Origin of the sequence: Chitinophaga sp. S165 (assembly GCF_003182155.1) — a bacterium.
In the GTDB taxonomy this organism is placed as follows: Bacteria; Bacteroidota; Bacteroidia; order Chitinophagales; family Chitinophagaceae; genus Chitinophaga.
In genome coordinates this window covers 152,311-175,684 of record NZ_QGTG01000009.1, presented here as the reverse complement: position 1 = coordinate 175,684, position 23,374 = coordinate 152,311, and the positions used below count along the sequence as shown (strand labels likewise).

General features: G+C 42.4%; 20 protein-coding genes. 11 read left to right on the top strand and 9 right to left on the bottom strand.

The annotated features are described in order from the left end of the window. Nucleotides 1-72: 72 nt before the first annotated feature. Together C7475_RS27350 and C7475_RS27345 are read right to left on the bottom strand one after the other, a co-directional pair. The gene (locus tag C7475_RS27350; protein WP_110056608.1) at nucleotides 73-1,233 is read right to left on the bottom strand and encodes a FecR family protein; all 1,161 of its coding nucleotides are present in this window, start codon (nucleotides 1,231-1,233) and stop codon (nucleotides 73-75) included. 128 nt (nucleotides 1,234-1,361) lie between these two features. After that, entirely contained in the window at nucleotides 1,362-1,964 is a 603-nt protein-coding gene (locus C7475_RS27345) for an RNA polymerase sigma factor (RefSeq protein ID WP_110056607.1), read from the bottom strand. A gap of 540 nt (nucleotides 1,965-2,504) precedes the next feature. Between C7475_RS27345 and C7475_RS27340 the strand changes: the two genes are divergently transcribed. The 3 genes from C7475_RS27340 to C7475_RS27330 all read left to right on the top strand — a co-directional run bounded on the left by C7475_RS27340 (nucleotide 2,505) and on the right by C7475_RS27330 (nucleotide 5,646). Next, nucleotides 2,505-3,542 (top strand): AraC family transcriptional regulator, encoded by a 1,038-nt coding sequence (locus C7475_RS27340; RefSeq protein WP_110056606.1) that lies wholly within the window; start codon nucleotides 2,505-2,507, stop codon nucleotides 3,540-3,542. Nucleotides 3,543-3,807: 265 nt separating this feature from the next. Beyond that, a complete protein-coding gene (locus C7475_RS27335; RefSeq protein WP_110056693.1) occupies nucleotides 3,808-4,281 on the top strand; it encodes a MauE/DoxX family redox-associated membrane protein in 474 nt (157 codons plus the stop codon). A 309-nt stretch (nucleotides 4,282-4,590) separates the two neighbouring features. Continuing rightward, nucleotides 4,591-5,646, top strand: a complete 1,056-nt coding sequence (locus C7475_RS27330) for a hypothetical protein (protein ID WP_110056605.1) — start codon at nucleotides 4,591-4,593, stop codon at nucleotides 5,644-5,646. Between the two features lie 19 nt (nucleotides 5,647-5,665). Here C7475_RS27330 and C7475_RS27325 read toward each other — a convergent pair whose 3' ends face one another. The 3 genes from C7475_RS27325 to C7475_RS27315 all read right to left on the bottom strand — a co-directional run bounded on the left by C7475_RS27325 (nucleotide 5,666) and on the right by C7475_RS27315 (nucleotide 11,330). Beyond that, nucleotides 5,666-7,042, bottom strand: a complete 1,377-nt coding sequence (locus C7475_RS27325) for a RagB/SusD family nutrient uptake outer membrane protein (protein WP_110056604.1) — start codon at nucleotides 7,040-7,042, stop codon at nucleotides 5,666-5,668. A 14-nt stretch (nucleotides 7,043-7,056) separates the two neighbouring features. After that, a complete protein-coding gene (locus C7475_RS27320; protein ID WP_110056603.1) occupies nucleotides 7,057-10,350 on the bottom strand; it encodes a SusC/RagA family TonB-linked outer membrane protein in 3,294 nt (1,097 codons plus the stop codon). Between the two features lie 353 nt (nucleotides 10,351-10,703). Continuing rightward, nucleotides 10,704-11,330 (bottom strand): Crp/Fnr family transcriptional regulator, encoded by a 627-nt coding sequence (locus C7475_RS27315; protein ID WP_110056602.1) that lies wholly within the window; start codon nucleotides 11,328-11,330, stop codon nucleotides 10,704-10,706. A 742-nt stretch (nucleotides 11,331-12,072) separates the two neighbouring features. Here C7475_RS27315 and C7475_RS27310 point away from each other — a divergent pair. Together C7475_RS27310 and C7475_RS27305 are read left to right on the top strand one after the other, a co-directional pair. After that, complete coding sequence (locus C7475_RS27310) at nucleotides 12,073-12,726, top strand: hypothetical protein (RefSeq protein ID WP_110056601.1); 654 nt, start codon at nucleotides 12,073-12,075, stop codon at nucleotides 12,724-12,726. A gap of 30 nt (nucleotides 12,727-12,756) precedes the next feature. Beyond that, entirely contained in the window at nucleotides 12,757-13,647 is an 891-nt protein-coding gene (locus C7475_RS27305) for a DNA cytosine methyltransferase (protein ID WP_110056600.1), read from the top strand. Between the two features lie 62 nt (nucleotides 13,648-13,709). On the opposite strand, the gene C7475_RS27300 is transcribed toward C7475_RS27305, so the two are convergent. Further along, entirely contained in the window at nucleotides 13,710-14,177 is a 468-nt protein-coding gene (locus C7475_RS27300) for a JAB domain-containing protein (RefSeq protein WP_110056599.1), read from the bottom strand. 497 nt (nucleotides 14,178-14,674) lie between these two features. Between C7475_RS27300 and C7475_RS27295 the strand changes: the two genes are divergently transcribed. After that, the gene (locus C7475_RS27295) at nucleotides 14,675-15,070 is read left to right on the top strand and encodes a hypothetical protein (RefSeq protein ID WP_146217668.1); all 396 of its coding nucleotides are present in this window, start codon (nucleotides 14,675-14,677) and stop codon (nucleotides 15,068-15,070) included. Nucleotides 15,071-15,311: 241 nt separating this feature from the next. Continuing rightward, nucleotides 15,312-15,734 (top strand): hypothetical protein, encoded by a 423-nt coding sequence (locus C7475_RS27290; protein ID WP_146217667.1) that lies wholly within the window; start codon nucleotides 15,312-15,314, stop codon nucleotides 15,732-15,734. Between the two features lie 188 nt (nucleotides 15,735-15,922). On the opposite strand, the gene C7475_RS27285 is transcribed toward C7475_RS27290, so the two are convergent. From C7475_RS27285 to C7475_RS27275, 3 genes are read right to left on the bottom strand one after another with little or no spacing between them, the layout of a single operon-like run. After that, nucleotides 15,923-17,443 carry a hypothetical protein gene (locus tag C7475_RS27285; protein WP_110056596.1) on the bottom strand — a complete coding sequence of 507 codons (1,521 nt, stop codon included), beginning with the start codon at nucleotides 17,441-17,443 and terminating at the stop codon, nucleotides 15,923-15,925. 1 nt (nucleotide 17,444) lies between these two features. Further along, nucleotides 17,445-18,524: a serine/threonine-protein kinase gene (locus C7475_RS27280; protein ID WP_110056595.1), complete on the bottom strand. Its 1,080-nt coding sequence runs from the start codon at nucleotides 18,522-18,524 to the stop codon at nucleotides 17,445-17,447. A gap of 51 nt (nucleotides 18,525-18,575) precedes the next feature. Then, the gene (locus tag C7475_RS27275) at nucleotides 18,576-18,920 is read right to left on the bottom strand and encodes a helix-turn-helix domain-containing protein (RefSeq protein WP_110056594.1); all 345 of its coding nucleotides are present in this window, start codon (nucleotides 18,918-18,920) and stop codon (nucleotides 18,576-18,578) included. Between the two features lie 378 nt (nucleotides 18,921-19,298). On the opposite strand from C7475_RS27275, the gene C7475_RS27270 reads away from it, so the two are divergent. The 4 genes from C7475_RS27270 to C7475_RS27255 all read left to right on the top strand — a co-directional run bounded on the left by C7475_RS27270 (nucleotide 19,299) and on the right by C7475_RS27255 (nucleotide 22,739). Next, nucleotides 19,299-19,982 (top strand): multiubiquitin domain-containing protein, encoded by a 684-nt coding sequence (locus tag C7475_RS27270; protein WP_110056593.1) that lies wholly within the window; start codon nucleotides 19,299-19,301, stop codon nucleotides 19,980-19,982. 10 nt (nucleotides 19,983-19,992) lie between these two features. Then, nucleotides 19,993-21,132, top strand: coding sequence for a ThiF family adenylyltransferase (locus C7475_RS27265; protein WP_233259979.1), 1,140 nt, complete (start codon nucleotides 19,993-19,995; stop codon nucleotides 21,130-21,132). After that, nucleotides 21,077-21,496, top strand: a complete 420-nt coding sequence (locus tag C7475_RS33580) for a DUF6527 family protein (RefSeq protein ID WP_370445444.1) — start codon at nucleotides 21,077-21,079, stop codon at nucleotides 21,494-21,496. The genes C7475_RS27265 and C7475_RS33580 overlap by 56 nt, the downstream gene beginning before the upstream one ends. Before the next feature lie 244 nt (nucleotides 21,497-21,740). Then, nucleotides 21,741-22,739, top strand: coding sequence for a hypothetical protein (locus C7475_RS27255; protein ID WP_110056590.1), 999 nt, complete (start codon nucleotides 21,741-21,743; stop codon nucleotides 22,737-22,739). Nucleotides 22,740-23,374: the final 635 nt, after the last annotated feature.

Here is a 23,374-nt window from a genome sequence, read left to right as displayed (position 1 = left end):
CAAGCAAGGCGAAGCACATGCTAACGCTAATTATCCGTCAATTCCCAATTGAGATGTTGCCACCAATTTTTGTCACGGCAGCACGGTAATCGTTCTGTTTTCTATTTTTAAATTAACGCCTGCGCTTTTGAGCAATTCCAGGAGCGCATTGGCATTTTTCATTCGGCTGATCCGCGCAGATAATTGTTTATCAGGTATCGGTCCCTCATATTTCACCTCCAGATCATACCAGCGGGCAATATCTGCCATTACCTGACGAATGTCAGCCTGCTTGAATTCAAAATACCCCATCTTCCAGGCCATCACCCGTGCAGTGTCCGCTTTCGTGACGGCTATTGTGCTTCCTATCCGGGCTTGCTCACCAGGACGGAGTAATGTGGCGCCGGCAGGTGAGCTGACTTTCACAGCCCCCTGCATCAGCGTCGTGCTTACTGGCTCGAAACCATCGTACAATTTTATATTGAATCGCGTACCCAAAACTTGTATCTGATTACCGCCAAAATCCACCAAAAATGGTTTGGACGGGTCTTGCGCCACCTCAAAGTACACTTCCCCAGTTACCCTTACCTGGCGGCTGGTGCCGGTAAAAGCCGTAGGAAACCGGATAGAAGAAGCGGCATTAAGCCATACTCCTGTCCCGTCACTGAGCACAATGCGGTATTGTCCTCCTGGTGGCGTAACAACGGTATTATAAACTGCCACTCGTCTATTGGCTTCCAGCGTTTTATAATCTACTCTACCCTGGTCAGTCTTTACCAGTTGGGCACCTCCCTGGGTGGCCAGTGCACCATTTCCAGACTTTTCCAGATCCAATTGCCTGCCATCTTCCAGTACTACGTATGCCCGGTCCCCGCCAGGAGAAAGAACGGCTTGCGCAAGCACAGTCGGTATCTTTTTATCCCCTTGTCGCCCCCGATAAAACATAAAGACGATCGCCGCAACAGTAACAATAGTGGCAGCCGCGGCGAATCGCCAGATTCTAATGGTTGTCTTGATGGATAAAATTCTATTAACCAGGCGCTCATAAGATGCCGGCTGCAGGCTTTCCCCACGCTCCAGCATCTCCAAGGCAGTCAGAATATTGTCCACATTCGTTCTTTTTTCAAAGGCTGCCCGGTGTACAGGGTTCTCCAACCAACGCTCCAGTTCCAGTTGTTCGCTGGCAGTCATCCGGCCGGCCGAGTGTTTGACCATAAGGTCCCTGATCCTTAATAAATCCTTTTCTTCGTCCATGGTTGGATAAACTTATGTATCGATGTCTTTTGAAAAATTGCTTGTTGCCCTTAGATACTATACAAACGCTTGAGTAAAAAAAAAGTCGACAACAATTGCCAACTTTTTTTGAAACTAGCAGAAATATCTCAATCTAACTGGCAGATAAAGAAACTCATTATCGCTAGCCCTTCAATGAATGTCTGTGATTGTAGCAGTTGCCTCAAACGCTGTATAGCCCGGTGCCTGAGCTGTTTGACCGTATTCACTTTTTCGGACATTTCATCGGCTACCTCTTGCAAACTATACCCCTGTAGGTATAATAGGTCCAACACCTGATGCTGTTTAGCCGGTAATTGCTCCAGGTATTTATTCAAATGTGCGCGTAAAGCTTCGTAGTACAGGCCATCCAACACATCATCGGCCGATGCCTCGACACGCAAGGATGGCAAAATGATGGCTTTATGCTTTCGGGTAAGTTTGGCCTTTCTGAAATAACTTATGCAGCTATGCCGGGCGGTGATATAAAGGAACGATCGTATAGAGGGTATGGAAGCAAAACCTTTATGCCCTTTGTACAATTTATACAGCGTATCGGACGCAATGTCCTCGGCCTCCTGTTCGTTATTCAGCAGATTATTACAAAAACGGAAAAGTTCGGCAAAAAACATCTTATGGAGCTGTTTAAAGGCTTCTGTGTCCCCTTTTTGAAATGCTAACACCACTTGTTCCAAGTCCGTCAAATCACACATACTACAAATTTTAGGTACGGATATAAGGAGTCTATTGTATTTTAAAGCTAAACTTTATAGTCCTTTCAATGGTGCAGGTATACCTGTGTATCTTATAACTGTCATGAAAATATTCTGAGGGAAGGTTCTAATTGAAAGTAGTGGAGGGAGCACTTACACCTAACATGGGAGCTGTTCTATGACTTATACGAAGTTAAATGAGTCCGTACAATAAGCCGAGTGACTATTAATGGTTGACTATATGCGATCTTTACTTCTCCTCCATTATACCGATAGTTTCCTAACCTGTTGCAACGGACTTTCGTCTTTTTAAAAACACCTGCCCAGGAAGGGAAGTTCAGTAAAAATTATTTTCAAACAAATTTTTTTTACACTTTTTTATTGCCATGCCCGCAAATACAAAATTAGAACTTGTTAGGTTGCACGTCAAGTGTAAATAATTTTTAGTTAATTTTGTACTGCTTGTTGTCTTAGATCTTCACTTCTTTTTCCCGAAACAGCCAGGTACAATACATTTTTTGGCATTTAAAGTGATTTTCTATGAACAGCATCTTGCCATTCGACGTGTTTTTATCAAAAAAAGCGCGACCAGCAGTTTGGGAGCGAGTGTTACCAAAATCGTTAGCCGACTATCTATCTCCCAATGGATCTACCTATTACCTGGGATTGAAAAGAACAAGACATTTAGTAGCCAAACAACTTTTTTCCGATCACTTGATCGCCTGGACGAAACATTTCATCACCCGAAAGGCGCCATGCAACTGCTTCATTAAGTCCAGGGACAGGCACATCATATTTTACTACGTAGTTAAAGGAACGATAGAATATCGAACCAGTAGGGATCAGCATATAGCCGTTCGAGGTTATATGAATATGATTTCGGCAATTGATCATGAGTTTATCGCAAAAGAAAATAGTGAGCTATTTTTTCTTTTCATACCCGCAGAAATACTCGAACGCTACAGATATACATTCCCACCGGTTGCTCCCCTGTTGTCATGGAGCAAAGATCAAAATCTGCTAACCCTGTGTGAAAGGGACATAAAAGACGATGGCAGGGCAGCAAACCTGATCAACCAACTTACCATGGCGACAAATACAACAGTCGCCCCTGAACCCAGTATGATACTGGAAAAATTACTTATTACCGTCCTGGATCAGATGTTTCCCATACCAAAACACGTTTGGATACCTTCTCCATGCATAGAGGCTGTGCAGGCAGTTCGGACCGCAATACTTGATAATTTATCAAATGGGCGCCCCCCAGCCTTACAGAAGGTGTCGAGAATGGTGGGATTAAACGCTCGTAAGCTAGAAACCGTATTTAAACAATATTACGGCACTACAATGCTTGATTTTTATCAAACTGCCCGCATGGAGGCTATATACCGCGCATTGAGCGACCGAAATAAGCCACTACGGGAAATTGCCGACAATTTCAATTATGAGGACTATTCTACTTTCTCGGCAGCCGTTAAACGAAAATGGGGAAAGGGACCGCGGGGTATACGGTACGACTTACTCATAGCTCAAAAACAGCATGAAGGTACATGGCCGGTAAACAGCGTTGCCTCCTAAGTTTAGATACCCCTGCTCACAATATATAGAACACTTGCTCCAAACCACCTTTCCAGGTAAGCTGCGTAATTTTGGTGTAAACAGTTAATTGAATTGTTAGAATGGATCATTCTCCAACAACCACGCAGAAGATTAAATAAAATGCTTTTCTGAGAAACCAGAGCCAACAGTTTCCATGTAAAGTTCACACTTTCTATGGATAATGAGGATCTTCGAAAAAACAGCTCATCTCTGTTTAGTCATCAACTTATGTCTTAGCCTGAATATGAAAAGAGAGCAGATTGTATTTGTCATCGCGGTTTTACTGCAGGTCTTATTTTTTTATGCGGCTGTCAGCAAAGTATCAGATATGGAGAAATTTCGAACAGAGATCGGTCAATCACCATTGCTGACTTACTTTGTCCCGGTTATAGCCATTGGTGTGCCAGTGTTTGAGATAGCAATCGTAGGCCTTCTATATTTCGAAAGAACGAGGCTACTGGGGCTGTATCTTAGCCTCTTTCTTATGGCTGCTTTCACGGCTTATGTTATCGCAATAATGCGGTTTGCTTCGCACGTACCATGTTCCTGTGGCGGCATCTTATCTAATATGAACTGGAAACAGCATTTGGGCTTCAATATAGCCTTTACAGGCTTAGCACTTGCAGGTATACTTCTCGTTGAAAATTATACTAAAAAAGAGCTTAATAAAAAAGGTAAAGCCAACAACCTGAATGTAGGCATATTTTATAATCCTTAATCAAATTCCTTATGAAGTATCGAAAAATATTAATGACCACGTTGTTGGTTGTAACTGCTGTAGGCGCATTCTCGATGAAAGGCCACACAAACAGAGGACCATATATTTACGGCAAAATCGCCACCCAATGTCAGATACTATGCTCTACAACCCCTAATTATATTTGTGCTATGAATTCTAGCGACAACAAATATTATGGACTCGAAAATTGCACAACACCATATTCAGGGATGCGGTATGCGATGCCTGGTAATTGATCTTCTACAATAGGGCCGGAAAATCCGGTCCCATTGTACCATACTAGTCGAAATGAAAATAATTACAAAAGTTTCCGGATGTTTATTTTTCGGCATCATTGTCGTTTACTTTTTAGTCGTATATGCTCGCCGAAAAGAAGCGACTAACAATGGATTTAATAGAACAATTTTTAAGACAATTCATGATTCTCCTTCCATTACGAACTTACAAGTAAGTTCGTATTATATTATCGGTCTTTCAGAGAAAGTTATTTATCTAGGCAACCATGCCAGGTCCCAGCAAGTCCTAGTATTACCGTATAACGGAAATAAAGTCGATACCTCCTGGCTGAATATCCCGGATTCCACTCTATTTGGTTGGGGAGCAGCCCGTATTCACAAACAAGGAAACATTTTTTACCTGGCAGAGGGGGTGACTCCAAATATTATTTCGTTTCCCAAACTGGATACTGAAGGAGTATTATTGCAGCCTGGATTTAACCACTTCGATATCATAATACCGCTCGATAGCTTTTTTATATTTCGCATGTACGATACTTCCCTACGCAAGAATATTTTAGCACGTGCTCAGTATGGCCAGCAAGGCACTTCAAACCCGGCGCTTCTACAAAACCAGCTGGATGGGGTTTTCTCGACCGACGGCATGTTACTATTTGATAGTGCTACCAAGCGGTTCATATATGTCTATTATTATCGCAATGAATTGATCGCGTTTGATAAGGAACTGGGTAATGTAATTCATGGAAAGACAATAGATACTGTCAGCGTCGCACAAATTACAATGCAAACAGTCAAAAGCGAAAATAGTATCAAATTTTCTTCTCCACCGCTAAAGGTCAATAAGTATGCTTGCACTTATAATGGTCTTTTGTTTATATACAGCGGATTACGGGCAGACAATGAACGTGGCAAAATAGCTTTTACATCTTCACCCATTGATGTATATCGAATCAACAATTTAAAATACATGGGAAGTTTTTACATACCAAAATACGAAGGAAGAGGAATAAGAGATATGGCCATCTTAAATAACCGATTGGTTATTCTAAAGGGTAATGAAATTGCAGTATTTAACCTCCACCTCAAACTTCTTTTTAACATTGACTAAACTAATGCCTTAACTTATACTAATAACCAACATTTTGGGTGAGATGAGGGTTAAGGGCAATCTCAGATTGCGGAATAGGATATAAAGTATCTAAAGTGTTCCATCCCGGGAACTTGAGATCATTCAATACTTCATCAGCACGAAGCGTTCTTTTCAGATCGAACCATCTATGCCCCCATTCTGAGAAAAGTTCGACTTGTCGTTCCATGTATATGGCGTTCAATATACTATCAACAGATATTGCATCAAAGGGTGGTGTGCTCGCTCTCTCTCGAATAATATTAAGATCTGCGAGGGCACTATCTATCAACCCTAAGTGTGCATATGCTTCAGCTCTGACCAAATATAGTTCCCCAAGTCGAAGTAACATCAAATACTCTTGGACGTCGGCTCCTACCTGTACCTTATATTTATAAGGGAAATAAAACCTGTCATCTAAAATTTTTACGCTCCCCATCCATGCAGCTTGCCGCTTGTCGGTTGGTTCAAACGCTGTTTGAAGTTGTCTGCTGCATGCTACTAACGTCGGGACAGTATTTAGGATAAATATCTCCGCATCAAAAGTATTGTATTTCGGTAAACTGGGTTGCAATTGAAGTATGACTTCTGGACTATTTTTTAGAAATACATCCGTTAGTTGATCACAAAGATGATATTTGTTAGTACAATTAATAACAAGAGAGGCATTTACTACCGTTTGTTCCCATTGGTGACAATATAGATAAACCCGTGCAAGTAGTGCGCTTGCCGCGTACCGGTTGGCTCTAATGCGCTCCGTTCCGGAGATGTATTCATCTGAAAGCAGTGTACGAGCAGATATTAAATCATTTTTTATTTGGCAATAAACATTTGGTATTGGGCTACGGGAAAGTACGTTATTTACTTGGTAGCTGGTTGTTAGCGCCAAAGGCACCTGCCCGTATAAATTAACCAGGTAAAAATAAAAGAAAGCTCTTAGAAATAAAGCTTCCCCTAAAAGTTGTTGCTTAAGTAGAGGAGTGATCATTGATGAGGTATTTAGTCCCTCCAGCACACTATTACACTGATAAATAGACACATACAATTGCCGCCATATGTTCCAATTTATTGTATTTGTAGGTGATATGTCATTTGCATAAAATTCTTTTATTTCAGACATGCCAGAATAATTGTCCAATTCATCAGCGTTTAGTCCAGTTAAAAGCGTGATGCTTTGGTCACCAGAAGGGAAATTCAGCCTTTGGGATGACATCGCTGCATAAATACCTACCAAGGCTGCAGTGGCTGTGGAATCATTTGCAAATACCATAGGATTGGTTAGCCTATTCTCTGGGACTTTCACAGTTAAAAATTTCTTACAGCTGTAACAAAGTTGAAGAAATAGCAAAATGAATACGCAAAAGAAAATTCTTTTCATAACGCATTTAGCATTTAAAAACCAACTTCCACCCCGATCATGACAATCCGAAGTGGAGGAATCGCATTATTTATATTTTGATTCTCAGGGTCCAGACCTTGATATTGATTTATTGTTAAAACATTTTGCCCCTCGAGATACAATTTAACACGTTCAAGGCATTTTGTTTTTAGTATACTCCTTGTTAAATCGTAACTCATGGATAGATTTTTCAATCGCAAATAGGACGCATCACTGACTTTGGCATCGCTATGTGAAAAAATAGAGTAGGCATTATAAGCATCTACACCGTATCGTTGCGTAAATTGCTGAACACCCGTCGCTATTCCTGGATCCCGCCACCGGTTCAAAACGACTTTTGGTTGATTGGCTTGCATGCCAGGTGCGAGGCTGCCTTCAAATAAGTAATTGTATCCAGTTTGTCTATTAAACTGTATGAAAATGTCTATCCTTAATCCTTTATAAGTGATGGAGTTTTGCATACCGCCAAAAAATGTCTGGGACAAAACCTTATTGACAGTTAAATCGTTGGGAAAAGTAATTTGACCGTCTTTATCGACGTCTTCAAAAGTGTAAATTCCAGTATTTTTATCGACCCCAGTGAAATGGTACGCCTTAAATATATTTAAGCTTTTGCCTATCACGTATTGATCTCGGTAAATAGTCTTATCCAGTTTAGGAAAAGCTTCTAAAATGTTACTCGGAAATGTGAGATTAAAGCTAGTTGTCCATTTAAAACTTCGGTTTTTAATATTGATCGTATTTATTTCCACCTCAACGGCGCTATTCAATATAACTACTCCGAAATTACCTCTTACCGATTCAAACCCCGTAACAGTTGATAGTGAGTAGTCGATTAACTCATTGAAACAGCGACCATGATAGTAACTGATACCCAACCGCACCCTATGGTTCAAAAGGGCTGTTTCCAATCCGATATTCAATTTTCGGTTAGTCTCCCAGCTATATTCACTATTGTAAAGTCTTTCGGGCACAAACCCCAATCTATTCGCATATTTATATGGAGAATTCGACCAGGTACTCAAGTATTCATAATCTCCAATCTGATCATTACCAGTAATACCGTAGCTGAATTTCAATTTTGCGAAGTCAAAAATTTTAGACCTCTTTTTCTTGAACCATGGTTCCTCAGATAAAAGCCAGGCGATTCCAAATGCGCCAAAAGTCCCAAAATGCTGGTCTGGACCGAATCTGCTACTGCCATCGCGTCGACCTGTTACTTCCGCAATGTACCGGTTCATTAAGTCATACTCCACCCGTGCGTAAACTCCATTATACCGGTATTGGGAAAATCCTCTATTCACAACAAATGTGCTGGCTGCGCCTTCAGTTGTTTCCAATTGTGAAGGATCTATATACCCCGTGGCTGATAAAAACTGTGAGTTAGTTTGTATATCTTGAAACGTAATGCCGGATAGTAAGGTGATCTTTCCGCGTCCCACGTAGCGAGTATATTCTAACTGGGGTTCCGCAATCCATGAGAGCACCTTCTTCTGGGCGAAGTTGCTGAAACTGGTTGTTATTCCAAATGCAGGATCAAGGGTCGATACAGGTACTGGAGTTATTTCCTTTAAGAAGGTCGAAGTCCTACCAAGGTTTATCTTAACATTAAACCCTTTATAAGGATTATAAGTAAGATTACCATTTAAAATCAGATTATTGCCAGTCGCCTTATATACTTGATTAAGTGATGCGTATGGGTTTGTAAAGCCAGGTGTCCAGTTAAATGTTCCGTCTGCATTTTGCCCAGCAGGTGCGTTTGGTGGCAGAGTTAAGGCAGGAAAAGTAGGATCAGAAGATGGTAAAACCTTTTTATCTACCGTACCGAGCGAAGAAAAACTGGCGGTCACTTTCTTATCTTTCGTGCTCGTCTGCAAACTGGCATGCAAGAAACCTTTTGCGATATAAAAATGACCGGGAAATACGGTTGTTTCCTTGCGATAACTGGTCGATATAGAAAAGGTTGTCAGTTTGCCGCCACCGGAAACAGATAAACGTTCCTGGAAAATGCGGGCAGTCTGGCCAATGAGTTCTTCCTGCCAATCAACATTCCGGGTCGAATCCCAAGACAACAGATCATGATCAACTGTTGGATCTGGCTCAACCTGATCATTTTTAAAGGCTTCCCAACGCATCATGAGGTATTCAGGGGTAGAAAGCAATCTCATTTGAGATGCAACGCGTCCTAGGCCCACAGCAGTTGCAACCGTTATTTTACTTTTTCCAGGACGCCCCTTTTTGGTCGTGATCAGGATCACGCCATTGGCGCCCCTTGAGCCGTATATAGCCGTGGCATCGGCGTCTTTCAATACTGAGATGCTTTCTATATCCTGCGGATTCAAATTTGCTAGTGGACTTCCGTATAAAATAATTCCATCACCCGCCTGTATTAAAGTTGCTGAAGGAAATGGAACTCCATCAACAATATACAATGGCTCATTGCCAGCCTGAATACTGTTCTGTCCACCAATGCGAACTTTCACTTCACCATCAGACATTCCGGTCATTTGCTGGACAAATAATCCTGTGACTCTTCCCTGTAGCGCCAGCAAAGGATTGGTGACAGGTTGGATTCCAATCTGCATACTATTTAGAGTCCCAACAGACCCGGGATTTGTTCTCCTGGAGGTCGTGCCATAGCCGATTACAACGGGTTCATCTAACTCTTGCGCTGCTTTGGACAGTTCAATTTGCAATGTCACATCGTCACGAATTACCAATTCACGAAGTTCAAAGCCGACACAAGAAACGATTATTACGGTGTCTGAAATATTTCCGGTCAAAGAAAATTCACCTGTGGGGCCGGTGATGGTTCCTTTTGAAGTTCCTTTGAATTGTATCGATGCACTTTCTACCGGCCGGCCTTCTGAAATTACTGTGCCGTGTATTACATGCAAAGTTGTGCCATCTTTACGTCGAGTGATGACGATGGTTCTGCCGATCACCTTGTAGTTTAGAGGTTGATTATTAAAGATCAGATCCAGCAGCTTTTGAATTTCCAGATCAACTACTTCGATATCTACTTTCGTTGACTTATTGAATACACCATCTTCCACCCAAGCAAGATAGCCAGTCTGAGATTCGATAACGTGTAGAACATGCTCGATTGACAATTGTTTACCAGAGAGCGTAACCCTCTCCTGCCCAACGGTAACATCAAAAAAAAGGAGTGATGTAATCAGTATAAAAAATAACCTTCCCGAAAAGGCAGGCGTCGGTTTAAGGTAGGACAGCAAATAATTTGCTGTAACCAGGATAAGTGTTTTGTAGTCAGGATAGGTAGTCATAATTTTGTTCCTGATCTACAAATGACCCATATTTTGTAGTCGAAAGGCGGATGCTGATAGAAGCAGTATCCGCCATTTTATGTGGTACGTGCAACGTTTAAATGTTGAACATGCCAATTATAAAGATACAAACGGCTTTTCACAACTGTTCATCTTCGCCCATTAAACTTTTTTTCTATTGTAAAAAGGATGTGTAAGAATGATTAGCAGTCCTAAAAAGTAAAGCCAATAACGGTCAGAAGGCATAATGTTCAATGCCATATATAATACATATTAATATATCTAAAACCCAGGTAAAGGTGCATTTTTGGGGCAAGTTGTATCTCTTCATGCATCGCACACGTTGCAAGTATTTATCGTCCTCTTTTCTTTCCATCCTTTCGGCCCTTAATCAGCTTGCGCTGTCGCATGAAGCTAAACCGGGACATACTTAGATAATCGGCAAGGTCTTCTATGGTAACCAGCGATATAAGTCTTTCGAAACGATTTACCAATTTTTGATAGCGTTCGGAATGGGTGAGATACTTAAGATCATAGCGCAGTTCTTCAATTCGTTGCATATAATTAGCGGTAAGAATTCGAGACAGATTAGCTGCTTCTTTCGGGAATCGTTCTACGACCTGGGCAAATTGATGATGAGTAAATGTAATTAGAATTGTATCTTCTACTACGTCTATCAGCACATCTGCTCTTTGCTCGGTCCAGGAGACATTTTCAATGCCTATGAGTTGACCAGCAAACCAAAAGAAATCTGTTTCGTAGTTGTGTGTTTTGGGTGATCTAACCTTACGACGGACGGTTCCTTTTACGACAAACCAAAGGAATAATGGTACCGTATTCTGAAAATGTAGAATGGCTTTATTCGGAACAACAGAGATGGCGGGTTCCTTGAGCAGGTAATCACGAAATTCTTTACTGATCGGGCATAACTTTGCGAGTTCCTCAATCATGAAAAGGCTGTGACGACGATTTTCGTCCATAAACAGTTTTCCCCTTTATTTAATATGGGTTAAATAAAATGCTATTACCTAGCTAGTGTGGGAGAAAATGTTAGCCTTTTGCCACTAAAAGACAATCATAAAAAAGCAGGCGCCATAAATATACAAATGAACCCTTAATCAACAATAATAATCAACAATCCGGGTATATTTACTCATGGCGGCTGCTCCATTGGTTGTAACAATGGTATCGTTCCATCCGACGCTACATGTCTTATCCTGCCCTACTATAACAGCTCCGTTTTCCCAATGTTTCTTTTATAAACCGTACTCCCATTCTCCTTGCCAAAGATCCTGTCTACGAGAATTCTCCAATAAACTGGAAAAGTTGCTGATTAACAGACCAAGAAACTATCGCTTTTAGCCGGGTCTATCCAAAGCCTAATTGTTGGGCACAAAACTATATGGGAAACAGGTGCCGTGCCGTTTCTGATGCCACTATCTGATAGAGCGTATGCTACAAAACATATGCACCGTATGCACATTAAAATGTCACAAAGTGCCATCTTAATAAGTGCCTCCATGCAGTGTGGTACACAATACTCATAACCACCGCCGCTCGAGCTGTCAACTACTTATTTCTCCCAACTTCGGATATCTGTCCTTTTAAACAGAGACAAGTGCTGATTTTTACAATCAAATAACCGCAAATGGTTCGTTTACGGATTTTACGCCACTGCGGGGTTTATTGGCAAGAATGAAGATCTCCTAAAGTCAGATGTGTATGCAAATAGAATTGAAACGAATAGAATATAGTGCACGGTTATCTGAAGAGACGCTGGCTTTTAGTGCCGACATTTATATTGATGGCCAAAAAGCCGGATATGCGTCCAACAACGGACAAGGAGGCAGCACTGACTATCACTGGTACGATGAAAAGGGCCGTTTGCTAATTCAATCCGCGGAAAAATACTGCAAATCTCTTCCCGCAGAAGTCAATGAAGACATAGTGGTGGACGGCAAACCTTTGACAATTGAGATGACCCTGGAAACATTTATCGACAACCTGATGGGAAAGCATCTGATGGACAAAGAGATGAAAGCCTTTCAACGAAAAATGTATAAGGAAACAAAGACCGGGATTGTATTTGGCATTGAAAACCAGCAATACAAGGTGGTAAAATTCGTGAATAGAACCATTGAAGACATCTTATCTAAACCCGGTGGCGCTGAGCTATTAAAACAAACGATTATAAAAAACGTGATACCCAAACTATTGGCAAATCCTGGTTACAAAATACTCAATAACAATATACCCAAAGAGATTATCGAGTTGGCAATGCAGCAAATGCAGATCTCACAACTGGATGCTGGGAAGAAAAGGGTTATTAAACCGCCGGGGTCTGCCAATAAACGAGGACCGGCAAAAGGAAAATAATAAAGTGGGTAAATAATAAGGGAAGAGCGTATGGTGCATGGGAGTGTTTTTTCGGGACTTGGCGGGTTTGATCTTGCAGCGCAGTGGATGGGATGGCGTAATCAATTTTATTGTGAACTTGATCCGTTTTGCAGACGAATATTAAAATATTACTGGCCAGATGCAGAAGAAAACACAGACATCAAAGAATTCAACGCAGTTAAGTTTCGAGGAATGGTCGATGTCCTCACCGGAGGCTTCCCCTGCCAGCCATTCAGCCTGGCTGGACAGAAAAAGGGAACAGCAGATAACCGTTACTTATGGCCGGAAATGCTTAGAATCATTAGACAGCTTCAACCACGTTGGGTGGTGGCAGAAAACGTTCCTGGCCTTCTTAATTGGCGAAGAGGGCTGGTATTCCAGCAGGTCCAGGCTGATCTGGAGAATTCAGGCTACCAGGTCGCACCAGTTGTATTGCCGGCTTGTGCCGTTGGCGCGCCCCACCTTCGGTACAGAATATGGTTTGTTGCCTACGCCTACAAGTTCGGACAGTTGGGACATCAAGAACCCACGCAAGGATTCAACGTTGTTGACTGGCGGCATGCATTCAGTAACATTAATGTCGATGGGGCACGCAGGCAGGCTACCGACACCTACGGCGAGGGACTTCAAAGGCCCCCATCCGAGAGGCCATCACCGCAAGCCGGACGATCTGGGTGGGGTGATCCGGTTCGAACATGGGATAGCTGGCCAACTCAATCCCCGGTTTGTAGCCGAGATGATGGGATTCCCCGCGATCTGGACGCTATTACCTTTTCAGCCTGGCGTACACAAAGCATTCACGCATTAGGAAATGCGATCGTCCCTCAGGTTGCATATCAGATATTCCGCTCGATCGAAGCAATTGAGAAAATAACGGCTGGGCTACCGGGTGGCGGCTAAATGTAAGTAGACGCAATATCTTATATTACATCATGATACTAACGTCTTTGCAAAAAAGGGGACTATAGGTCCCCTTCATCGGCAAATGAATAATATCCATGTGCTGACATTATCAAATGATCATATAGCGCTATGTCCATGTAGCTTGCCGCTTCTTTAATCTTGCGTGTCAGCGCCAGGTCCGCGCTGCTCGGCTTCAGCGACTCACTGGGATGGTTATGCGCCAGTATAACGCCCGTAGCGCAGGCTTTGAGAGCAGCCGCCAATATCAGCCGGGTATCCATAACAGCTCCGGTAATCCCGCCTGTCGCCAGGTCAATTATCCCAAGTACTTTGTTCGCCCTATTCAGCAATAATACCTTTGTTTGTTCCAGCAACTCCAGCTTTGACTCATCCCAATGAGCCATCAATACCTCATAAGCTTTTCTGGCGCCATCAATGGCAGGTCTATCTTTTGCTTTTATCTTTCTGCGATATACTAGCTCAATTTCATCTACCTGCATGCTCACTAATTTGTTCGTTGTTTCCATAACAAAATCATTTAGAGATTAAAAAATTTATTATGGAACCATTCCAGGACAGGTGCGAGCCAGGCCAGAAGGAATCGCAATAAATGCCCCTGTCCGTTAGGACAGGAACAGGCGTTTTATGGCGAAGTCTTTTGGCCGCCCCGAAGCACCTCGTCCTAACTTTGTGCAGGAATAAATGCAAAGACCCACGTATTCACAAACTAAGCTGGCTAAGTGTTGACAATTCATTATTTTACAGCCGTAACCTCATCGTTGAAATCAGTGTTGACCAATGAACAGAAATAGATCAGATCTATCAAATTGGATCATCCATTTCGTGCATGATCGCAACGCCTCTCTTGAGCCAGTAGAAAATCCTGATTGGCCTATTAATAACTTCGTCCATAGTTATGACTATAATGGACAGGCCATCAGAAACGAATATCCAATCTGCAATGACGACCTCCCGTTAGATGAACATGCGGGCGCATTTCAGGTATTGCAAAAAGATCATTTTTTTGGGCTATCTGAAAGCAGGTTATTCTTTTAGAAAAAATCATAAAGGAGACGTCAAACCGACCATCTATGGCCCCAAGCCTGCCGTATGCTTCACCGAAATGCCGTTCAACTCCTTTCTTGAATACACGAAGACAAGAAATGACTCTGAGAATGTCACTCCCTATGGTATTGCCTTTCATAGAACCGATCTATTCAATCTTGGCGCCAGGCCTGTAATTTATGGTACGTCCGGCGATCACCAGGAAGCTCAACCAGGTAATACTTTTTATGGAAAGGGGCACAGAATGTTACACAGCAGTTGCAGCATTGGCCTTAAAGAGCAATACCGGTACTTATATACACGGCTGACCGGAAAATACCCTATTAATTGGACCCACGAAAGAGAATGGCGGTAGGCTGATACGACTGAGCGATATGACATACCCGGGTTGCCATTTTTATTACAGTCACTTTCTTACAACCTCAATAGTATTTTTGTATTATTTACGTACCGATCAAGAGGTAAACGAATTGCAAGATTTGGGGCAACGTCTCTATCATAAGGAAACCAACTACGCGGGTGATTCTTATAAATTGCACCTGTTAGGAGATTTAAGAATCATATCCCTGGAAACACTCAGTAGGAAAACGACCAATTTGCAACAAATAAGATTCGAAGACTTCGCGCCGCTGAAGGTCATTAAAAAGCTGCCACAACACCGGCCTTCGGCGACAATCAAGGAAATGGTAAAGGCCGAAGTGGCTGAGGCACTTAAATACCTTGATGAGTTCGAAAAGCACACGGCTGCTATCCATGCCTCGACAGATGCAAATATTCAACGTGATTTATTTGCTTATCTGAGCACTGTCACACCGGATGCTACTACAGAACTGACTCAGGCCATGCTGGATATTGATTATTTCAAAATTGACAATGGCCAATACATAGTCTCTCATAAACGCCTGTGGTATAAACATACGCCCTATTTTACCTTGGCAAAAGAGGCATTCGACAAAATAGCGGATCATCTGAAAGTTACATTACACCAGGAATTTTATTGTGAATACAGATTGGACTAACAATCTCCAGCGTTGATAAATAAGGTGACAGGAAATGCAAAGAAGGACGTATTCATTTAAAGTAAACGAAAAAGGTTCAACTATGTAGATGCCCTCTTTAATTCAATGATACACGTGAAAACATGCTATAAAATAGACTTTAATAATTTAACAAACGTTATTGAGGCGTGACTTGTGAATGTATTTCGCTAACGGTGTCTTGCCGCCGACTTCAGGGTGTCAACTAGATGTTTTCGCTGCTCTTCGTCTACTCTTTTTAAGTTTTCTATGGCACTAATTGCGACGTGGGTGGGTAACTGCCCGGCCAACGCGATTTCCCGGAGGTAATTCGCTTCCGCAAGCTCCTTTACGTTTGGTAAGTTTGCTCGCTGCGACCATTCTATCGCACGTTGGTAAAATTCCTTGCCTGTAGTTATATCATTCGTCCTGAAATAGTAAAATCCAGTTGTTGCCATCGCGAAAATCTTCTCCTCATTACTATTAGCTCTTCTGACTAATTCTTCTAACATTTTTTCTCCATTGACGAAGTCGCCCTTGGAGATGTAGGCAAAAGCCAAGTTATTTAATATAGGAAAATAGTTCGGATTACTACGTTTTCCTAACTCACCCACTTCTATAGCTAGATCATATTTTGACATTAGTCCTGTACACAAGAACGAAACAAAATGACTTGCACGTTTTGAAAAAGGTTGATCGAGTAGCCAGTTCTTGGCTTCCGCCAACGACTTATTATAGTCTTTGGCATGTAAATACTCAAAACTCCTAGCTTCAAATCCTAATGTCACTTTATCTATCCAGGGAGCAACGGAAATATCGCCTACGCTCTGTGACAGCCATTCTGCTTGTGCAAGACTGTTGTCGTTAGGCGCTAGCAGTGATTGACGCGTAAACTTTCGCGCCTTTTTAAATTCTTTGCTATGAAACTCCATCGTGGCCAGAACTCCGGCGAGCTCGGAAATAGCCGCATTAGAATAATTTTTTGATTCGATCATGGCAAGTGCCGGTTTGAGATTCACCGGGTTGCGCCCCATCTTATTTGAATAAGAAATATCCGCCGAGACAAGCAAGGGATCACTCTTGAGAGCAGGAGATAGACGAATCACACTTTGTGCAGCGTCATACTTCCCAACATGGTAAAAAAAACGGGACGCGGTACGTAAGAAATAGCGACTACGCTTATTGGAGAAATAAATGCTGATATTAACCGCCTGTTCTGCCTTTGTAAGGTCACCCAAAATGGAATATAGTCGGCCAAGCTCCAACCACAGAAGATCATTACGTAAATAGTATTTCAATCGGTTTTTTACATTCCTCATCTCCATTTGCACCTCATTATACAGACTTTCAAACGGAATATCTCGAATGCTCGGAAACTGTGGCTCGTCGCTCTCTCCGAGTACTTCATATACCACCTTTTTTAGCTGCGGAGCAATATGTTTTAGATGGGCCTGTAAATACCGGGCTGCCTCCTTTGCGATTTCGTGTTCATGATTGAGGTATGCAGAATTTACCAACTCCCAAGCATGGCCAATCGTTGGGATATGCTTCCAGTCGTAAATTTTTTTCTTTATCGTGAAATCGACGTTAGACGAGGCTTCCACAGGCTCATTCACCTGTAAGTTGCCGAATTCTCCTGCCGACTGCGCCATTGTATACTTCCTCCACCGGGGTATGATGAGACGTTTCGTGTCATCAAAGTAAATTGCCATATTACATTAATTTACTTTCGAACTTGGTTGTCAACCTGTCGAATATTGAAATAAAGCGTTCCATAGAATAACGACTCGTAGCATGGCTGTCTGGATGACCTCTTTTGCAAGGGTCCGGATCGCATAAATATTTTACAAGTTTCATAATTTCACTTGCGATCTGTTTATCTGAAAAGCGGTCTTCTAACTGTTCCTCCAGGTATTGCAAAATCTCTGAAAAAGCGTTTTTCATGTCCGGCAGTATCTCCTCATATGTTCCATTCCATACACCATACTGTAGTTCCGGGGGTAAGACGGTCGCATACAGACTCGTCATCGGACTTTGGGTATAATAGAAAGTAATCAAGCTCCCCAGATGATAAAGATCTGTCGCGATACGTCTTGTTTCCCATTCTTGATCAGTGTATCTGTACTTCTGTCTATATTTCTGCTCAGGCGGTGCATAATCCGGGTCACCCGCGATAGTCATGTTGAATATCGGCGACTTATTCTCCTTATTCTCTGCGCGACCGAGATCTGCTACCTTACAATTCCCGCCTTTGTCAAATAGCAAAACGTTGGAACACTTTATATCCTGATGTGCAATTCCTGCGCCATGTAGTTGCGAAATTCCTACTGCAACATCATGTAAAGAGCGCATCAAACAGGCATTATCAATTGCATCAAATACTTCAAAGAGATGATCACGTATCGTTGTCTCCGCTAACTCGAATATTAAATAGGGAACAAAATGCTTATTAGGATTATGCTCTATTGGCTGAACCTCACCAGCTGCCAGAATCTTTACCACCTTGTCCATCTTCTGACCCTTGCAAATATCCAGGAGCTCTTTTTCGTAGAGGTACATGGTAGTTATCTGATTTAACGCCAGCATACGATTATTTCCGGTAAGCGCCCTTGAAATATCAAACGCCTTCAAAAAGGCAATATCATCGCCTCTTTGAACTTTATAGCCAATCGAAAAGTTTCCCCCTGTTTTTTCTAACATCCCATTTTCGGCTTCCATTTGATTGATTCGTTCAATAACCACCCATTCATCTTCTAATTCCAGGTTGAGTAGGTATTCCGTCGGATTCTCCATTTAGCAGCAAGATTTAGCAGCGTTAAATTTTCCAGTAGGATTTGAAGATGATCACGAAAGACTCTTTTGATACCGTATGTATTTCAAGTAATCTAAGAGTTGCTTTTCTTCTTCATTGGTGAGTTCTTCTGCAGCCAACGCCGGAGAAGCAGAAAGCAGTCTGCTCTTTTCCGGTTTATAATCTTCTATAATACCAGCGGCGGCCAGAAAACTATCTAGCGGTTCGTTATATAATGAAGCTAACTTATATAAAACGTTTGCAGAGGGTTTTTTAATCTTTCCGTTCTCGAGTTGACTCAAGTAGGCATTTGAAATACCGGTCGATTCTTCCACTTGCCTCAAAGTCATGGGTATTAGTTCCCTTGAACGCTTTAATGCTTTTCCCAAACCGTCCATAAAGAGTATCGTTTTGTCTGTTTTGCAAAGGTAATCGATTCTACTCAGTTTACCAAATTCAGCTAAGTTTATGCTAATTAAAAATTAATTTGCTTGATATTCTTAGATTGTGTAATTTTACAACATGTTTTTAATTCTTAATTACATAGCTGATGAAAATACCAAAGGCTGGATGTTGTAGCACCCAGCCTTTAAGTGGAAAAAGTCCTCTGAAAACTTTTTCCCGCTGAGGCTCATCTCCTCAGTCTACGGAAATATCGTTTTACAAAGTAAGTGGTTTCCTCGTGAAAATACAAGCGTGAAACGAAGCTACACTGTCCGGTCGATTTCTCCTGGACGCGGCAGTAGGATTGGAGGAAAAACAAAACTTTTGTAAAAATGAAACAGAATGACTTAGTAGGGCTACAGCGTACCCTTGAGCTGATTATAGAAGGTAAGAAATTTACTTGGACCGAGCAATATATCACAGGTGCCCAGGTCCGCAAACTAGGAAATCTCAGCCCTGAGGCTGAGATCTATCTAAGGGTACAGGCCCCATGGAAGGATGAGCCCGTGCTCGACGACACTCTGGTAGACTTAGCCCGTCCGGAGGTCGAACATTTCTACGTACTGCAACCACTGGAGTATACTATCAACGGTGTTCGCTTTGAATCACGTAGCCAGTACATAAATGGAAACCTGATACATCAACAGGCATCTATACCAAGGGATCACCAAATATACCTCGCGATTCAGGGCCCATGGGATGACGAATTGATCGGTAACAATGATTTTGTTGACCTGGCACGCCCGGGAATTGAACACTTTTATTCTAAAGAAGTGGTGTATGAATTTCTGCTGTGGGTGAACGGCAAGGAGAAAGTCTGGAAGAAGTCGAAAATCAGCTATAGCGAAGCGATTATATTGGCTTACGGAGAACAGCTACCGAATGAATGCAGGGTATACACTGTCACTTATAAAAAAGGGCCGGAGCAAAACCCTGAAGGTTCTATGATTGAAGGTGATGTCGTATTTGTAAAATCAAAAATGATCATTAATGTCTCAGCAACTGATAAATCATAATGCAGATCTTATGAAACTGCAAGATTCCGGTTACGAGATAGAGGTTTGTGGGGGCTACTTGGTAGCCCACCACATCCCCTATGTCAATGCCAAGCGAGAAGTAGCCTATGGTAAGCTGGTATGCCCACTAACGCAAAATGCAGGCAAAACACTGCGTCCATCGGACCATGTGATGTACTTTGCAGGTGGTCAGCCTTGTAATACAGATGGACAGATCATTAAAGGTATCTATCACAGTGAACAGCCGCAGGTTTTTACGGACACTATAGCTGTGGATCGATCTTTTTCAAATAAACCGCCGGATGGATATGCGGATTACTACGAGAAAGTGCATACCTACGCAAGCATCCTTTCTGCACAAGCAAAGGCCCTTGACAAGGCAGCGACGCCACTCACCTTTCGACGTACGCAAACAGGCGAAAGTGAGAGTGTTTTTTGTTACCCGGATACTAATTCAGTTCGTGCGCACATAGTTGAAATCAACAAAAAGTTGGCAGGACAGAAGGTGGCCATTATCGGTTTGGGGGGTACGGGTAGCTATATCCTAGACTTGATCGCCAAAACACCGGTCGCGGAGATACATCTGTTTGATGCAGATGTTTTCTTGCAGCATAACGCCTTTAGGGCTCCCGGCGCACCGAGCTTGGATGAACTGGCCGAGGTGCATTTCAAAGTGGACTACTTCAAAAGACAGTATGAAACCATGCATCGCAATATCATCGCCCATTCAGTTCGCATTACATCTGAGAATATTTCCGAGTTAGCCGAATTTGATTTCACTTTCATCAGTATAGACAGCAACAGCTCGCGGGCAGTAATATCTGCATTTTTGCTGGGTCAGGGTAAGCCGTTCATTGATGTTGGAATGGGAGTGGAAATAGTAGGCGATAGTTTGATAGGCACGACGAGAATGACGGTTGGCACTGCGGCAAAAAGCGATCATCTGAAGAGCCGTGTAGCATTGATTGATGCAGAAGACGATCTGTATGCTTCCAATATACAGATTGCAGATCTGAACATGCTTAATGCAACGATGGCAGTTATCAAGTGGAAAAAGATGTTCGGCTTTTATCAAGATTTAATGATGGAACACAATGCAACCTACACAATCAACACCTCTCAGTATGATACCTCAGATTTTAACCCATGAATTTGTTGAGTTTATGCCAGACCAACTGGAAGATGGAAAGTTATACGTTTCGATCACCTGCAGTGTAGTGGTCCACAAGTGTGCCTGTGGTTGTGGCAATGAGGTGGTTATACACCTATCTCCCTCAGATTGGAAATTAACCTTTGACGGAGAGACAATCTCGTTGTCCCCATCAGTAGGTAACTGGCAGTTTCCCTGCAGGTCACATTACTGGGTTCGAAAAAACATGGCTATACCGGCCATCGAATCTGGCAGGAACAAATCTGGCTTTCATACATGGTTAGAACGACTTAAAAACAATATTAAATCCAAAAAACGTGCGAACAAAAAGCGCCGGCCTGGTAATGATCGTTTAAATAACTAGCGGAAGAAAGCCCACCGCGTGCCAATATTATCACCAAATGCCACAGGCATTCGATGACAACACCTTATTTATCCGTGTGAGTGATTCTGCTTACAGTCATCAAATATGTATGGAATGAGAAAAGATTATTTATTACCCGAACGATATTAAGGCGCCTAACCGACAGACAATTGGCCGCCGCCGGCCGGTTAAGATATGAGATTGAAAAAAATTCGGCAAGCACTTAAAACGAAAAATATAAACTATGACAGCAGCATACCGCAATGTACTGGATAGATTTGCCAATGGGGAACTTACGCTCGATAAACCGATTTATGACTATAGTGCTAACAGGCAACTTCATGAATTATATGACACTTTTTATATTGCCATGGATGGGCACCTGCAGGACAGGGCACAAATGTTAGGCTGGCCGCCACCCGTATTACTATTCGTGGAACGACCAACAGTAAACGCATTTGCCAGCCCCGGCAGAAATCCTAAGATGATCGGCATCAATTGCGGATTAGTTGAAACCATGTTCACATTGTTTGATGGCCAGCAGCAGGTGTTTGATCTGCCGGAATTTGCAGAAATTGGCCAGGTGTTGGCCAGTACAGGCAATGAACCATCGATATCAATTTTACAATTTGTTTTATCGTTCTGTTACCAGCACGAATATGCGCATTTGTTACAGCTAAGTCCGGCAGTACCTTTCACCGTCGAAGAAAGGCAAGGTTTGCCAACCCCTCCAGCCAGTGTTCCGGTAAGACACGCTTTGGAAATGGACGCAGACCATGTGGCAGCGCACAGGGTAGGTTGGCTGCTCACCGGGCATTTCAAAGATGAGCACGATAACTGGCAAAACGGCACCAGCGAACAGGTTACAGACCTCACCGCCGCCGCTCAGGCAGGTATATTCTGTTTAATGGTGCATTTTGCGAAAAAGTTTCCTGTAATATATTATGGTGAATTAGATCACCCTCATCCCTTGGTACGGATTGCTTTTATAGCCCGATACCTGCCTAAAATTATACGCGCCAATGTGCCGGATGGCATTGTTCTGGACGACCGGGCTGCGCTTACGAAGGCTTTTAGACTCGCTGAAAGACTCTTACTGCCCACATACGGAGACCCAGTGAAAAACCTTGCTACTATATTCGCCGCCAATGAAGCCGATATTCAAGCCTACGGTAATCAGATAATAGATTTGGCACGCAGTATGCCAGGCCTTAGCCATCATCGGGACCCGGCGCATTTTTAAGCGCTGCTCGCGGATGACCGGGTCGTTTGGGTGGTAGCTAGGTGTCGGCATCAACTCATTATCACCTTTATGATCCTTGTTTTGGTTAGAGACATACTGTTTACGTAGGAACATGAGTGCGGTGCTGTGTCAGCCAAAGAATCGTTTTGACTTACCATTCCATATATAGAAAAACTACTTAAATGAATCCTACCTTTACCCTATTGGGAAAAGGTGGGAATCTTTAATCGATGCTTCAGTAAAACTACTGGATCTATAAGATATAACGTCGACCAATATTAAACAAACAACCGTTTAGCTCTTTATTATTCTCTTACCGTGCAGCGGTGAGTAAATACGTGAGTAGGCAACCGGAAGATATTTATTTGTAATTGATAATAAGATATTTGCGAAAGCTTTTTGAATCCAGCCCAACCGACACCATGTCCAATATAGGAGAACGAAAAACCACCCTGACTGCTGGCAATGAAGGACAATCTAAACAAAAGCAGCAGCCGTAAAAAAACGACAGCGACGTTGAGAGGATGCGTGCCTACTCACTTTAATATAGAACTCCATATTTTTCCAGACAATATACCGTCAACAAAACGACGCTAACAATCAAAGTAGGTATTGGAACCAACTTTGGCAAAGTC